The sequence below is a fragment of the Psychrobacter piscatorii genome (genome assembly GCF_904846415.1).
In the GTDB taxonomy this organism is placed as follows: Bacteria; Pseudomonadota; Gammaproteobacteria; order Pseudomonadales; family Moraxellaceae; genus Psychrobacter; species Psychrobacter piscatorii.
This window is the reverse complement of sequence record NZ_CAJHAR010000008.1, coordinates 115,198-127,949: the sequence shown is the minus strand read 5'-3', so window position 1 is coordinate 127,949 and position 12,752 is coordinate 115,198. Positions and strand designations below refer to the sequence as shown.

General features: G+C 46.2%; 13 protein-coding genes and 1 pseudogene. 4 read left to right on the top strand and 10 right to left on the bottom strand.

Annotation, left to right across the window (positions count from 1 at the left end):
* From JMX83_RS15475 to JMX83_RS05745, 4 genes and pseudogenes are all read left to right on the top strand, one after another.
* Positions 1-101 (top strand): annotated as a pseudogene (locus tag JMX83_RS15475) (IS30 family transposase); the annotation flags it as partial.
* A 75-nt stretch (positions 102-176) separates the two neighbouring features.
* On the top strand, positions 177-1,472 hold the full coding sequence (locus JMX83_RS05755) for an XdhC family protein (protein ID WP_201599574.1): 1,296 nt from the start codon (positions 177-179) through the stop codon (positions 1,470-1,472).
* Positions 1,469-2,218, top strand: a complete 750-nt coding sequence (locus tag JMX83_RS05750) for a nucleotidyltransferase family protein (RefSeq protein ID WP_201599570.1) — start codon at positions 1,469-1,471, stop codon at positions 2,216-2,218. Before JMX83_RS05755 ends, JMX83_RS05750 begins: the two co-directional genes overlap by 4 nt.
* A gap of 34 nt (positions 2,219-2,252) precedes the next feature.
* Entirely contained in the window at positions 2,253-2,813 is a 561-nt protein-coding gene (locus JMX83_RS05745) for a GNAT family N-acetyltransferase (protein WP_201599597.1), read from the top strand.
* A gap of 6 nt (positions 2,814-2,819) precedes the next feature.
* Here the strand turns inward: JMX83_RS05745 and JMX83_RS05740 are convergent, their stop codons facing one another.
* From JMX83_RS05740 to JMX83_RS05695, 10 genes are all read right to left on the bottom strand, one after another.
* Positions 2,820-3,509, bottom strand: a complete 690-nt coding sequence (locus JMX83_RS05740) for a class I SAM-dependent methyltransferase (RefSeq protein WP_201599569.1) — start codon at positions 3,507-3,509, stop codon at positions 2,820-2,822.
* Positions 3,510-3,884: 375 nt separating this feature from the next.
* A complete protein-coding gene (locus tag JMX83_RS05735; RefSeq protein ID WP_201599568.1) occupies positions 3,885-4,499 on the bottom strand; it encodes a hypothetical protein in 615 nt (204 codons plus the stop codon).
* 62 nt (positions 4,500-4,561) lie between these two features.
* Positions 4,562-5,191 (bottom strand): hypothetical protein, encoded by a 630-nt coding sequence (locus tag JMX83_RS05730; RefSeq protein ID WP_201599567.1) that lies wholly within the window; start codon positions 5,189-5,191, stop codon positions 4,562-4,564.
* A 99-nt stretch (positions 5,192-5,290) separates the two neighbouring features.
* A complete protein-coding gene (locus JMX83_RS05725) occupies positions 5,291-6,040 on the bottom strand; it encodes a PhnD/SsuA/transferrin family substrate-binding protein (protein ID WP_201599566.1) in 750 nt (249 codons plus the stop codon).
* Positions 6,041-6,043: 3 nt separating this feature from the next.
* Positions 6,044-6,538 (bottom strand): PAS domain-containing protein, encoded by a 495-nt coding sequence (locus JMX83_RS05720; protein WP_201599565.1) that lies wholly within the window; start codon positions 6,536-6,538, stop codon positions 6,044-6,046.
* An 83-nt stretch (positions 6,539-6,621) separates the two neighbouring features.
* Positions 6,622-6,984: a roadblock/LC7 domain-containing protein gene (locus JMX83_RS05715; protein ID WP_040641606.1), complete on the bottom strand. Its 363-nt coding sequence runs from the start codon at positions 6,982-6,984 to the stop codon at positions 6,622-6,624.
* A 243-nt stretch (positions 6,985-7,227) separates the two neighbouring features.
* Positions 7,228-8,565 carry an imidazolonepropionase gene (hutI, locus tag JMX83_RS05710; protein WP_227675750.1) on the bottom strand — a complete coding sequence of 446 codons (1,338 nt, stop codon included), beginning with the start codon at positions 8,563-8,565 and terminating at the stop codon, positions 7,228-7,230.
* Positions 8,566-8,623: 58 nt separating this feature from the next.
* Positions 8,624-9,667, bottom strand: a complete 1,044-nt coding sequence (gene hutG, locus JMX83_RS05705; protein WP_227675749.1) for a formimidoylglutamase — start codon at positions 9,665-9,667, stop codon at positions 8,624-8,626.
* A 23-nt stretch (positions 9,668-9,690) separates the two neighbouring features.
* The gene (gene hutH, locus JMX83_RS05700) at positions 9,691-11,253 is read right to left on the bottom strand and encodes a histidine ammonia-lyase (protein WP_201599564.1); all 1,563 of its coding nucleotides are present in this window, start codon (positions 11,251-11,253) and stop codon (positions 9,691-9,693) included.
* A 122-nt stretch (positions 11,254-11,375) separates the two neighbouring features.
* Positions 11,376-12,740, bottom strand: a complete 1,365-nt coding sequence (locus tag JMX83_RS05695; protein ID WP_201599563.1) for a YjiH family protein — start codon at positions 12,738-12,740, stop codon at positions 11,376-11,378.
* Positions 12,741-12,752 lie beyond the last annotated feature (12 nt).

Here is a 12,752-nt window from a genome sequence, read left to right as displayed (position 1 = left end):
CTGATGATGAGATGCAGGACATTGAGAACAAACTAAATAACAGACCAAGAAAACGCTTAGGGTTTAAAACGCCTATGCAGGCGTTCTATAATATTAATTAGCGTTGCACTTGGTGTGTTAATCTAAGCTATCAAAAAATTCATCATCAAAAAAATAATCATCAAATAAGAGGCATTATGAATCAAGTCGCTGACATTCTGAAGCTGGCAAGCGAGGCTCAGCAGCAAGGTGCTGATGCTGTATTGGCCACTGTCGTTCGTACAGAAGGCTCAGCATATCGCCGTGCTGGTGCGATGATGCTCATCTGTGAAGATGGTCGCTCAGTTGGGATGATTAGCGGTGGTTGCTTGGAGCCACATATTATCAAACGTGCCTTTTGGCTCACGCGTGACGGTGCCAATGTGCAGGTTTATCAGACAGGCGATGACATTGAATACGCTGAAAATGGTCAAGCGCAGGTCTCGATCAACAAAGAAGCTGGTGATACAGATGATGATCTAGACGACTTGGATGGCCTGGATGACATGGACTTTGATGAGTTGAATTTTGGACTTGGCTGTAATGGACGTGTGCATGTGCTGTTTGAGCGACTGGCAACAGCCGTACCATTCTTAGAGTTAGTTTGTCACGTGCGACGTCATCAGCAGCCAGTTATGGTCGCTACTTTGATTCGCAACAACGGTTGTAAGAATACCGAACTGCAAATAGGCATGCGTATTAATCTAGACGAATATCACAATTCGGAAAATTTACCAGAACAAGAGATAATAAACCCTTCGAATATAATTGCCGATATCGTAGAAGCGTTAGTAGAATACAAGCTGTCTGAGAGCAATACTGAATACGGAACCATAAAAACGGACGAGGGAACGACAGAGTGGCTTGTACAACGTCTGCAACCTCAAGTGCGCCTGCTCGTTTGCGGCGCAGGTAATGATGTGATGCCACTGGTGACGATGGCAAAACTACAAGACTGGCATGTCACAGTCATAGACAGTCGTACCCAATATGCGACTCGTATGCGTTTTCCTCAGGCAGATGCGGTGATGGCGTTATCTCTAGAGGATAGTGATACTCTGCTGAAGCTAAGTGAGAATGCAGCGGTTGCTCTGATGTCCCATAGTCTGACCCAAGACCGTGCTCGCTTGGCGATACTGTTAGCACATGCGCAAAACTATAGATATCTAGGTCAGTTGGGGCCTCGTTATCGTACCGAACGTTTAATCAATGAAATCAGTGCCAACATTGCGAATCCTAATGTTTTGGATGATGGTATCCGTAAGTTGCATTATCCGATTGGCTACAAGCTAGGCGGCGATGGTCCTGAAGCACTCGCACTTGGTATCATGGCACAGATAAATGCAGTCATGCATGATCAAACCGCGTCAGTAGAAGGCTCTCACATTGAGGGCTCGAATTTGGCAGCAAGCGGTGATGATATGGACGCTGATATTGTGCCGAGTGTCGCATGAGTAGCAACAGCGTAAAAGAGGTTAGTAAACGGCGGGGAGACCATGCGGTCATCATATTGGCAAGTGGCCTCAGTCAGCGTCTAGGTCAACCTAAACAGCTGCTTGCTAAGAATGGCGAGCCATTAATCGTGCGCATGATCCGATTGGCAGTAAGCACCAATCCGCAGGCCATCATTGTTGTGATTCCTGATAACCATCGTTTGATTGCCAGTGCGATTACAGAGTTGGCTAATCAATATCCAGCGATTCAGATAGTGGTGAACTCACAAGCTGATACTGGTATGGCGCATAGTTTACGTTTGGGTATTGATTCTATTGCTGGTCTTGAAAATTCGTCAATCAATCGAGTGCTCATTATGGGCGTTGATCAGGTTCTATTAGATGAGTCACACTTAACGGCTTTACTAGCTGGTGAACAGTCTGTAGCGGCAAGTCGCTATTATAGTTGGCATAGCTGGCAAGATCTAGAAAACTACCGAAATTTGAATGAAATAGAATCTAATAAAAGTTCCGCTGCCAATAAATCCACAAGAAATATCGTTGGTTTGCCTTTGGTGATCAATTATAAGCTGCTTAGACAATGGAAAGCAGCATTGATGGGCGATAAAGGACTACGGCATCTGATTAGAGGGTTGCCAGCCGATCAAATAGATACAGTTATCAACGATAGTCTTACCTATGATATTGATACGCCCGAGCAGCTAACCTATGCCAAACAGCAAGGCTGGCTTGATAAGAAGTTTTAATGATACTGGGTACTAAGCGACCGATATGATAAGCATGATAGAAACCGAACGACTGTACCTAAGACAGTGGCAAGCGAGCGACTTTGCGCCATTCGCTGAAATGAATGCCAATCCTGAAGTGATGGAATATTTTCCCAAGTTATTAACCACCTCCATGAGTAATACTATCGCCAAAAAATGCCAGACGCTGATTGAGGGTAATGGGTGGGGGTTTTGGGCAGTGAGTCGCAAAAGCGGCTCAAACAAAAGCGATGACTTTATCGGTATGGTTGGGTTAAATAACGCGCATGCCGATATGCCGTTTTCTCCTGCTGTGGAGATTGGTTGGCGATTGCACAATGATTATTGGGGACTAGGGTATGCGACCGAGGCCGCGCAGGCTGCTTTGCGCTATGCTTTTGATGTTTTAGAACTTAACGAAGTCGTTGCCTTTACTGCCGTTATCAATAAGCGCTCGCAAAAGCTTATGGAGCGCCTTGGTATGATCAAGACACAGGATAATTTTTATCATCCTATGCTTGATGCCAAGCACCCACTTGCTGAGCATGTTCTATATAAAATTACACGGCAGCAGTGGCAAGCCCTTAGCGTATAACTGACTCTATGTATCTGACTGTTTATATGATGCGGCTGATCTTGAAAACGTCAAAATATGTCCCTTAAACGGCAACTCTAGATAAGTGGTATTTTCAGGCTTGACATGCTGACTACTAAAGCCAAACTCGATCATTTTATTAGTTAGCTTGTTTTTGCGGCCGCGACCAGGATCGACTACGATGACTTCACAGGTTGGCAGCGCATGACGCTCGATAAATTCCGCCAATATATCGATGTGTTGGTCTTCATAGAGTAAGTCACTGCCGATAATGATATCAAACTTGCCAAGATGGCTATTGTCCTCTGACCAGTCTAAACGCTCAAAATTAATCTCTTTGTTATTATTCAGCGTGGTATTTCTATCAAGGAAATACTCAACCGTTGGATGATAGTCAGTCGCTGTGATGTCCGCATGCCGATGATTGAGCAGTAGACTCGATAGCGCCATGCCGCAGCCCACTTCCAAAATACGTTTACCCGCGATATCGTAATCGAGCATATGATTGGCAAGCACCAAACTTGATGGCCATATGACACCAAACATCGGCCAAGACGCCGAGCAAATGCCCAAATTTAACGCCTCATTATCAGGGTCGCTAAATTGCTGATTGTCACGCAGGGTGCAAACATGAATGTCAGTGTTGCCAATTTCGATCGTTTGATAGCGCACGCGCACGGTGGTCAGCGAAGTCATAAACTGTCCTAAAAAAGAAGCAAGAATGCAAGGTTTGGCAGAGGTTGCCACTGTCGATGAGGTAGGACGTTCGAATAAGGTATCTAAATATTGGAAATGGTAAAAAGTGAGCGACTGTAGAAGTTATTGTTTTAGAGAAGACTAGGTAGCGCCAAGAAAAGCGTCTTACATGTGTGAAGAGAGTATGACCTAAACGATGACAAGTTATTGTTAATTCTGAAGGTATTGTTATTGCTACGCAAAATCGCCCAGCACTAGAAAGGAAAGTCATTAAACGCGGATGATTATAATAGAGGAAAGTGCGCTCGACCTAAGACAAGCGCACTTATATTGCTATGGTATAAAGGATTTGTGTTGAGTAAGGGCTTAACTCCATCAGCTAAGAAACTTTAGCCCAGATGTCTTGAGCGCCCATACCAGCTCTACAAAGGCGCGACTGTTGGTCAAAGGTTCGCCATCGATGATGAGCACATAACCTGCGCCATCGATCCATAAAAACACAAAGCTGGTTTCAGGAATAAGTAAGTCAACTTGCTGAAAAAACGAGATGGCTTGACTCTCTACCGCCCAGCCGCGCTGTTTTTGGCGAAGCATAAATCCTGAAAAATCAGCAGCAGCGACACTGAGCATGTCCGCTTCTTCTTGACTATAACCAATCCGTGCCAGACAAAACCCTTCATCAGAGCCAATTGCGGCACGGCGCTTGCCAGATAAGCTCGCGACCACATAAGGCAAAAACTGATCCAATGGTAAATTGGGCGCTGGTAAAAGCAAAGACAGTTTTTCAATCCAGCCTTGCTCGATAAAGCTTTGTAGCCATATATCAGAATAACGCTGCAACCAATCAGCGGCGAGTAGTGTCTGCCCATAAGACAATAAATCTTGTAGCGCCAACTGCTCGTCAGTCGGCTCATTCTGTGAAAACGCCTCAAAAATACCAGCGGGCGTTAAGGTCAGATAGGTTTTATCAGCATTCAAGTAAGAGGACATAGCGGCTACCGTAGTGATGAAAGGGTGATAAAAAATATTTAAGGTGATAAACGAATGATGATCTATCGTGTAGTAGAAGGTCTAATGGTTTGATCAAGATGCTGTTGGCAATTGTCCCAGCGCTTATCAAACTGCCAATCACGCTTGCCCAAGCTAAACCATACTAAGGAAAATGCCAGACGATCGTTGCGCGCCGTACAGTAGGCAAAAAACTCATTCTCAATTTGCTCAATGGTGCCCCAGTCTTGGCTAGCACGTGCTTGCATCAACTCGCTTGTGATGTCTTTAGCGATTTCTTTGGCATCATCACTACTGATGCGCAGTCGTTGTTTTTGCTCATTGAGCGAAGGTGACACCAGTACACTCCAGCGAGTGGCAAGCATACTGTTGCGCTGAATATAGCTTTTTTTATCAATACAATCACGAAACCCTTGCTGGGCATCAGGGTACAAGCGATCTTTGATACGCGTAAATAGGTTATTGACATCGTACGGAATATCAAACCAGCAACCATAGAAAAAGTCCGCTACAGCGCCTTGTAACGGCTCTTTTTCAGTCATCAGTAAGGCGGCGTTGATGCGCTGCTCATGAAAGTGACGGTTATTGGGTGCCAAAAATACCTTACGCGAGTAAAGTCGAAATACTCGGTGCGCGACTTTCTCATTTTCTTTGATCAGGTCTGCATCAGACATCATAGTCTCCTCTTGTCATAGCCGTGATGGCGATAAGCGCAACAAGCCACAGCCTAATTTCGTAAAACGAAGTGCGATATCAATAAAGCTAATCAGCAATCAGTCCAATAGCGTCTGCATCAAATCAATCATGAATTCAGCATCTTCTTCACTCATCGCCTCAAACCCCTGCGGCATACCAAGCTCAGTCAAGGCTTCTTTACCATCGTCATCGCTGTGCAAATCAAGAATGGCATCTATAAAGAGTTGCGCATCTGGGAAGTCATCTTTGATAAGCAGGACATGGCTAATATCTGCCAAATCACTCTCAATCATTACCGATAGCTGAGCTTTGGTTAAGCGTGAAAAGCTGTGAAATATCTCCGCTAAGAAAAAAGCCGCTTGGGCATCGCCTTTGATGACTTTGCGGGCGGCTGCTTGATAGGTCTCAGTCACATCCCAGTTAAGATCAGATTCTTCTATATCGACAGCTTCTAGTAAACGCAAACCGATCAGCTTGACGTCGCGGTTGTCTGCCATCGCCACAGTTGCACCCGCATGGATATCTTCTAGGCGGTCGATATCGCTATTGGCCGCTGCTGCAATCACCATCTCATCGGATTTACCGATAGGTCGGGCAATGGCTCGATAGCCTTGCTCTCGAATGAGAGCAGCTGCATCAAAGGGGTTGGCGTAGATAATTTGAATATCACCTGCCTCAATCAATGCTTCTTGCTCAGCATGTGATGCTGGAATATTAAGATGCATATTTAGGTTGGCACGTTTTTGTATTAACGTATTAAACATGTGCCAGCCTGCAAAGCGCTCAGGCGAAAAATCAGGGGCGATTAACATATTGTGTGTCGTCATGATTTAGCCTTCCTCATGTTGTTTCATTTGTGCGTACTGAGCCAGTGCCGCTTCAATTTTGCTGCGTGATGGCTTACGGCGTACTGAGGTGTAGCCAACGGTTTCGCCGCGGCGAACATTGGGTACGACAGTGGCATATACCCAATAGTGACTACCGTCTTTGCATAAGTTTTTGACATAGCCATGCCATTTTTGTCCAGACTCAGCGGTATCCCACAGGTCTTTGTAGGCGGCTTTTGGCATATCGGGGTGGCGCAAGATAGATTGCGGTTGACCGATGAGCTCATCAACGCTGTAGCCACTAATCTCGACAAAGGCATCGTTGACGTGAGTAATAATACCGTCTAAATCGGTGCGCGAGACAATCAGTTTGCCATCGGGATAGGGACGTTCTATCCCCGTATCATAGACAGTCCGCGACGTGCCATCATGATAGGTTAGGGTGATTTGCTCAGCAGGCAGGTCAGGCTTGTGTGCATCAGGGATTGGAGAACCCATGGTCATCTCCTTCGTTGGTCGTTATATTTATAATAATTAAAAAGCGAATAGATAAGGTGCTTGTTAAAAGCCAAAGCCATCAATCAAATGAGTTTTGCCAAGGCTTCTGAAGCACGCTTGATGTCTAAGAATATCAAGCCAAGCTTGGCATTGGGTTTTGCCATGATGGTGAGCACTGCTTCTTCGCCTGATGAAGTCATGATCACATAGCCTTTTTCGCCTTGAATCATGATGCGATCAATACTGCCGCGTGCCAATTCGCGGCCTGCACGGTCGCCCAATGATAGCAGTGCCGCTGACATCGCCCCAACACGGTCTTCATCAACGCCAGTGGGTAGAGCTGAGGCAATCATCAGACCATCGTTAGAGATTAGGGCAGATGCTTCAACATCTGCTGATGAGCTGTTTAAGTCTTCCAATATCTGTTGAAATGAATCTGTACGCATATCGCTTTCTCTATACTGTGTGTTAATTTTTATTTATGAACTATAGTTAGCCAAAAATAACCCTGTTTAAAAAAGGGTATTATAAATCCTTACTAAAAATATTGATATAGTAAATCCCTATTTAAGCTAAGGTTATAAAGATTTTTCTTTAATTTCATAAATTTTTTTAATATTTTTACCAAAAAAAGCCCCAGTCATTGGGTGACTGGGGCTTTTTAATTGAGATAAATGAAAATGTATTGACTATATGGTCTCGTGCCATTGTCCTTGAACCATAATGCCTTGAATAGGGTTAAGCCCCATCTGATAGGCCAAGTCAGCAGGGCGGGCGATATCCCATAGTGCCAAATCAGCATCACAGCCCACTTCTATTTTACCTTTATTAAACAGCCCTAAAGCCTGCGCCGCATAAACCGTCGATCCTGCCAGTACTTCTTCAGGTGTGAGGTAAAATAGCGTACAGCCCATATTCATCGTCAATAACAGCGACGTTAAGGGTGAGGTGCCGGGGTTACAGTCGGTTGAAATCGCCATCGGGACGCGATGCTTACGCAGTGCCTCAATCGGTGGCAGTTTGGTGTCACGTAACGTATAAAACGCCCCAGGCAATATCACGGCAACCGTGTTGCTAGCAGCCATTTTCTCTATGTCAGTTTCTGATAAATGTTCTAAATGGTCGCTAGATAGTCCTTTGTATTCGGCAACTAAAGCGCTACCGCCGATATCAGATAACTGCTCAGAGTGCAGTTTGACTGGCAGGTCTAAGGAGCGTGCAACCTCAAAGACTCGTCTGATTTGATCGCTACTAAACGCAATGTTTTCACAAAAGCCATCGACCGCATCGACCAAGCCTTCTGAATGTAGAATCGGTAGCCACTCGCAGACTTGCTCGATATAGTCGTCTGCACGGTCCTGCATGTGAGACTTGTATTCAGGCGGTAAGGCGTGCGCTGCTAGATAAGTGGTACTCACATGAATGCCGTGCTTTTCACCAAGCTGGCGAGCGACCGTGAGCATTTTGCGCTCAGTATCTAAGTCCAAGCCATAGCCCGACTTGATTTCGATGCTGGTGACGCCTTCTTTAATGAGGGCGACTAAACGTTTTTCACTTTGGGCAAATAGTGTCTCAATACTGGCCTCGCGGGTGGCACTAACGGTCGCGACAATACCGCCGCCTTGTGCAGCAATGTCTTGGTAACTGGCACCTTGCAAACGCGCTTCGAATTCATTGCTGCGGTTGCCGCCATAGACAATGTGCGTATGACAATCGATAAGCCCCGGGGTCAGCCATTTATCATCGGCGTCTGTGACTTTATTCTCTTGATAATGAGGCAGGTGAGTAGCGATTTGCTCATGTACCCCAAGCCAAGCAATTTTGCCGTCTTTAATACCGATAGCCGCGTGCTCTAACTGACCGTATGGGATGCTATCAGCTTGTTTATTTTCATCATCTTTTGTCTCAATACCAAAACCATGCTGCGCTGAAAACGTCGCAATATTGGCGTTAATAATGATGTGGTCAAATGATGTCATAGTAGATTTGTCGAGCATCTGCTCGTTAAGATTTTCTGATTCATTCATAGTATGCTCCTGATAATTGGGAGGCGAGTGACCTTTGTTTGCAAGATATTTGTAAGACCTAAGCGCTAAGTAAGTGCTGCTCTACAATCGTTGCCAGCAGTCGAGCAGCGACTTTGCAGCTACGACTATCAACATCAAAGGTCGGGTTGATCTCAGCAATATCAGCCATTTTTACTTTACCTGATGACATAATCAGCTTCACCATGCGCTCAACAAAACCCAGCTCAATACCAAAGGCTGCAGGTGCGCTCACACCTGGAACGACACTAGATGGCAAGCAATCCATATCGATGGTGAGATACACGATATCGACCTGATCTATGAAGCTTTTGACCTGCTCGGCAAGTGTATCCCAAGGCTGATAATGACAGTCTTCATCGCTAATGACCTGTACGCCCAGTTGCTCGGCGCGATCAAAGAGTGCGGCGGTATTAGAAAACCGACTGACGCCTATACAGCAATAATGAAAGGGCTGCTCGTGTGCATCAAGGTGCTCAGCAATTTGACGAAACGGTGTCCCAGAAGTCGCCACATCAGACTGACGAATATCCAAATGCGCGTCAAAATTAATAATCCCGATAGTCGGTGCTGTGTGTGTGCTGACAGTCGTGTCATTTGTTTCTTTCAACGCCTTCCACAATCCCAAAAAGCTACCATAAGCAATGGCATGACCACCGCCAAGCCCGATGGGTAGGCCACCTTGCTTAACGATAGTGCTCACTGCATCAGCGTATTTCATCTGAGCTTGCTCAAGTGTACGCTCGGCAAAGCCGTCATTATCATGACAATGAATGTCACCTGCATCACCGAGTAAGGATGATAATTGATCATTAAAGCGTTGTTGCAACTCAGCAATGACTGGCAATGCAGCAAAGACCTTTCTAATTAACGGTGGTGCTGCTCTTGCTCCCACGCGGCCTTGATTGCGTCTGACGCCTTGATCACAAGCGAAACCAACCAGCCCAATATATTGAGCCTCATAAGGCTGGGCGAGCTGATACCAATAGCGGGCGCGCGCAGTTTCAAACGGCTCAGCACGGCCTGTCCACTGAGTCATATCAGCGCTTGTATGGCTAATGGGTTTGGTTGCTACTGCCATCATTGCTCTCCTTTACCAGTTAACCGTTACTTAGACTCGTACCAGTCGCGACGTAGTTCTTGCCAATGCTGAGCAAGTGTACCGTCTAGTACTAGCTGCTTGGCTGCCTCGATATCTGGGGCTAGGTAGCGATCTTTGTCATAAAACGTGACTTGCTCACGTAGTTTCTGATGCGCCACTATCAACGGCTCTGACGTCTCGAGTCCTCGATGGAAGTCGATGCCTTGACCAGCAGCTAGCAGTTCAATACCGATGATAGTCGCGGTGTTTTGTGCCATCTCGTATAGGCGGCGTGCGCAATAGGTGGCCATGGATACATGGTCTTCTTGGTTGGCAGAAGTCGGGATACTATCGACGCTGCCTGGATGGGCGATAGATTTGTTTTCTGAGGCCAGTGCTGCGGCGGTCACATGCGCAATCATAAAGCCTGAGTTGACCCCAGCGTTATCCACTAGGAATGGTGGCAGACCACCTGACAAAGTCGCATCAATTAGCAAAGCGACACGGCGCTCAGACATCGAGCCAATCTCAGCGATTGCCAATGCTAAAATATCCGCGGCAAAGGCGACAGGTTCGGCATGGAAGTTGCCACCTGAGATGGCAACTGGGCCATCTTCGTTATTAAAGATAAGTGGATTGTCGGTTACTGCATTTGATTCGATGAGTAGCGTTTTTCCTGCTTGGTTGATGATATCAAGGCAAGCACCCATGACCTGCGGCTGACAGCGTAGGCAATAGGGATCTTGTACGCGATCATCTTGCTCGCCGTCATGTGAGGCACGAATAGCACTACCTTTGATCAATTGACGATGTGCTTTGGCGATTTCAATTTGACCATGATGACCACGTACTTCGTGAATCCGAGCATCAAATGGTGAATCCGAGCCTTTGGCTGCATCAATTGACAGTGAGCCGACAATGGTTGCTGTTTCAAGCAAATCACGCGCTAAGAAATAACCACGTAATGCTAGTGCCGTTGATACTTGTGTACCGTTGATGAGTGCAAGGCCTTCTTTGGCTGCAAGCGTAATAGGCTCAAGTCCGTGCTGCGCTAAGGCATCAGCGGCAAGGACTTTTTTGCCATCGACATAGACGTGACCTTCACCCATCATAGCTAGTGTCATATGTGATAGTGGCGCTAAATCACCAGAGGCACCGACTGAACCTTTGGCTGGAATGTTTGGCGTGATCTGGTTGTTGATTAAACCAAGCAAGCTATCCACGACCTCGCGGCGTACGCCAGAGACACCTTGTGCTAGGCTGGCAACTTTCATCACCATAATCAGTCGCACCACACCGTCTGGTAGCGCGTCACCCGTACCTACCGAGTGAGAAACGATCAGGTTACGCTGAAGGAGCTCAAGTTGGTCATCACTGATACGTGTCTTGGCAAGTAAGCCAAAGCCTGTATTGATGCCATAAGCGCTTTTATCACGGGCAATGATGGTGCGCACGTCTTCGTGCGAGGCATCAATCGCCTCATAAGCACTCTCAGGTAGTGTCAATATAACAGGCTGCTCATAGATGTCACGTAGCATCTCAAAGCTAAGCTGGCGTGGGTGTAGGGTTAGTTGTTTGATGTTGCTCATAAGGGTAATCCTAGGGTTGTAAGCGGTGTTAATGGTATTATTTTTAAGGCAAATTCGTTATAAGGTTGAGCTATTTAGGCATTTTTAGATTATCTAATACGCCTTGTTTGATATCATTGCTATCAACCGATCCAGCTAAGGTAGATGGCCAATTGACCAAAGCCCGCCGCGAGCAAAATACTGAGCACCACGCGCTCAAACCAAATGATGACCATTTTACCAACAGAGATTGGAATCTCGGTTGCCAGCACACAAGGAATCATGGCGGAGAAAAACAGCACGCTACTAATGGAGATGACCCCTGCGACATAGCGCGTCAGTACATCTGCGTCACTCAGCAGTAGTGCTGGCAAGAACATCTCAGCCAAACCTGCTGACATACCTTTGGCAGCGACCAGCGGGTCTGGTAGGCCGCCAAGCCATGTAAATGGATAAAGCAGTAACCCTAAGGCATCGAACACGGGTGTATATTTTGCTAATAGCAATCCAGTCAAACCGACCGCAATGATAGAGGGCACAATAGCCGCTGCCATCGTCAGGCCATCACGAAAATTAGACCACAAAATTTGTTTGAGGTCAGTGGCTCGGCGTGAGGTGGACAAACCCAAATCAAAAGCTGCCGCTAGTCGTTTACCTCTTGCGTGATCGAGAGTTGGACGATCAACCTTATCATCAAACAGACTGATGGGCGGAATCCGAGCAGTAATCGCAGTGACAATAAAAGTAATCACTAGCGTTGACCAGAAAAACACATTCCAAAATTCCATAATCCCAAGTGTTTTGGCAACAATTACCATAAATGCGGCCGATACCGTCGAAAAGCCAGTGGCGATAATGACGGCTTCACGCGCTGAATATTGTTTTTGCAAATACACACGATTGGTAATGAGCAGACCGATAGAGTAGCTACCAACGAAAGAAGCGACGGCATCAATCGCCGATGATCCCGGCGTTTTCCAAATGGGTTTCATGATGGGTTGCATCAGCACACCAACCATCTCAAGCAGCCCAAAGCCCACCAAAAAGGCTAAAATCAGCGCACCAATGGGTACAATCATTCCGACGGGTAGTGCCAGTTTTTCAAATAAAAACGGCAGCATATCGGCTTCCATTATAAAGGAAGGTGCCGCGCCAGAAACATACATCACCGCCAATATCAGACCAATGACTTTAAAACCAGTCATAATCATATGAGTGATATTCTTACGCCACGAGCCGTCGATAAATGGTTTACTCACGCCGTAGAGCATGAGTAAAAACAATAGCGTGACAGATAAAGTATGCTGCTGCGTCACCAAGTAGGTCGCGCCATGATCGAACAATATCGTGCTTTTTTCACCAATGGTAAACGGCACAAAAAACATCACCAGACCGATAGCACTAAAGACAATCAGCTGTATCAGTGCTAGAGGCTTTGATAGCAGTTTTTTTGACGATGTCGTTGCATGGTCATCATGCAGATCAGAGATGGTGTCTTGTTCAATCATATTATCCTCCTT

Excerpts from the sequence above, each read along its gene's own strand:
- JMX83_RS05755 (WP_201599574.1), top strand. The coding sequence starts at position 177 with ATGAATCAAGTCGCTGACATTCTGAAGCTGGCAAGCGAGGCTCAGCAG.
- JMX83_RS05750 (WP_201599570.1), top strand. The coding sequence starts at position 1,469 with ATGAGTAGCAACAGCGTAAAAGAGGTTAGTAAACGGCGGGGAGACCAT.
- JMX83_RS05745 (WP_201599597.1), top strand. The coding sequence starts at position 2,253 with ATGATAGAAACCGAACGACTGTACCTAAGACAGTGGCAAGCGAGCGAC.
- JMX83_RS05740 (WP_201599569.1), bottom strand. The coding sequence starts at position 3,509 with ATGACTTCGCTGACCACCGTGCGCGTGCGCTATCAAACGATCGAAATT.
- JMX83_RS05735 (WP_201599568.1), bottom strand. The coding sequence starts at position 4,499 with ATGTCCTCTTACTTGAATGCTGATAAAACCTATCTGACCTTAACGCCC.
- JMX83_RS05730 (WP_201599567.1), bottom strand. The coding sequence starts at position 5,191 with ATGTCTGATGCAGACCTGATCAAAGAAAATGAGAAAGTCGCGCACCGA.
- JMX83_RS05725 (WP_201599566.1), bottom strand. The coding sequence starts at position 6,040 with ATGACGACACACAATATGTTAATCGCCCCTGATTTTTCGCCTGAGCGC.
- JMX83_RS05720 (WP_201599565.1), bottom strand. The coding sequence starts at position 6,538 with ATGGGTTCTCCAATCCCTGATGCACACAAGCCTGACCTGCCTGCTGAG.
- JMX83_RS05715 (WP_040641606.1), bottom strand. The coding sequence starts at position 6,984 with ATGCGTACAGATTCATTTCAACAGATATTGGAAGACTTAAACAGCTCA.
- hutI (WP_227675750.1), bottom strand. The coding sequence starts at position 8,565 with ATGAATGAATCAGAAAATCTTAACGAGCAGATGCTCGACAAATCTACT.
- hutG (WP_227675749.1), bottom strand. The coding sequence starts at position 9,667 with ATGATGGCAGTAGCAACCAAACCCATTAGCCATACAAGCGCTGATATG.
- hutH (WP_201599564.1), bottom strand. The coding sequence starts at position 11,253 with ATGAGCAACATCAAACAACTAACCCTACACCCACGCCAGCTTAGCTTT.
- JMX83_RS05695 (WP_201599563.1), bottom strand. The coding sequence starts at position 12,740 with ATGATTGAACAAGACACCATCTCTGATCTGCATGATGACCATGCAACG.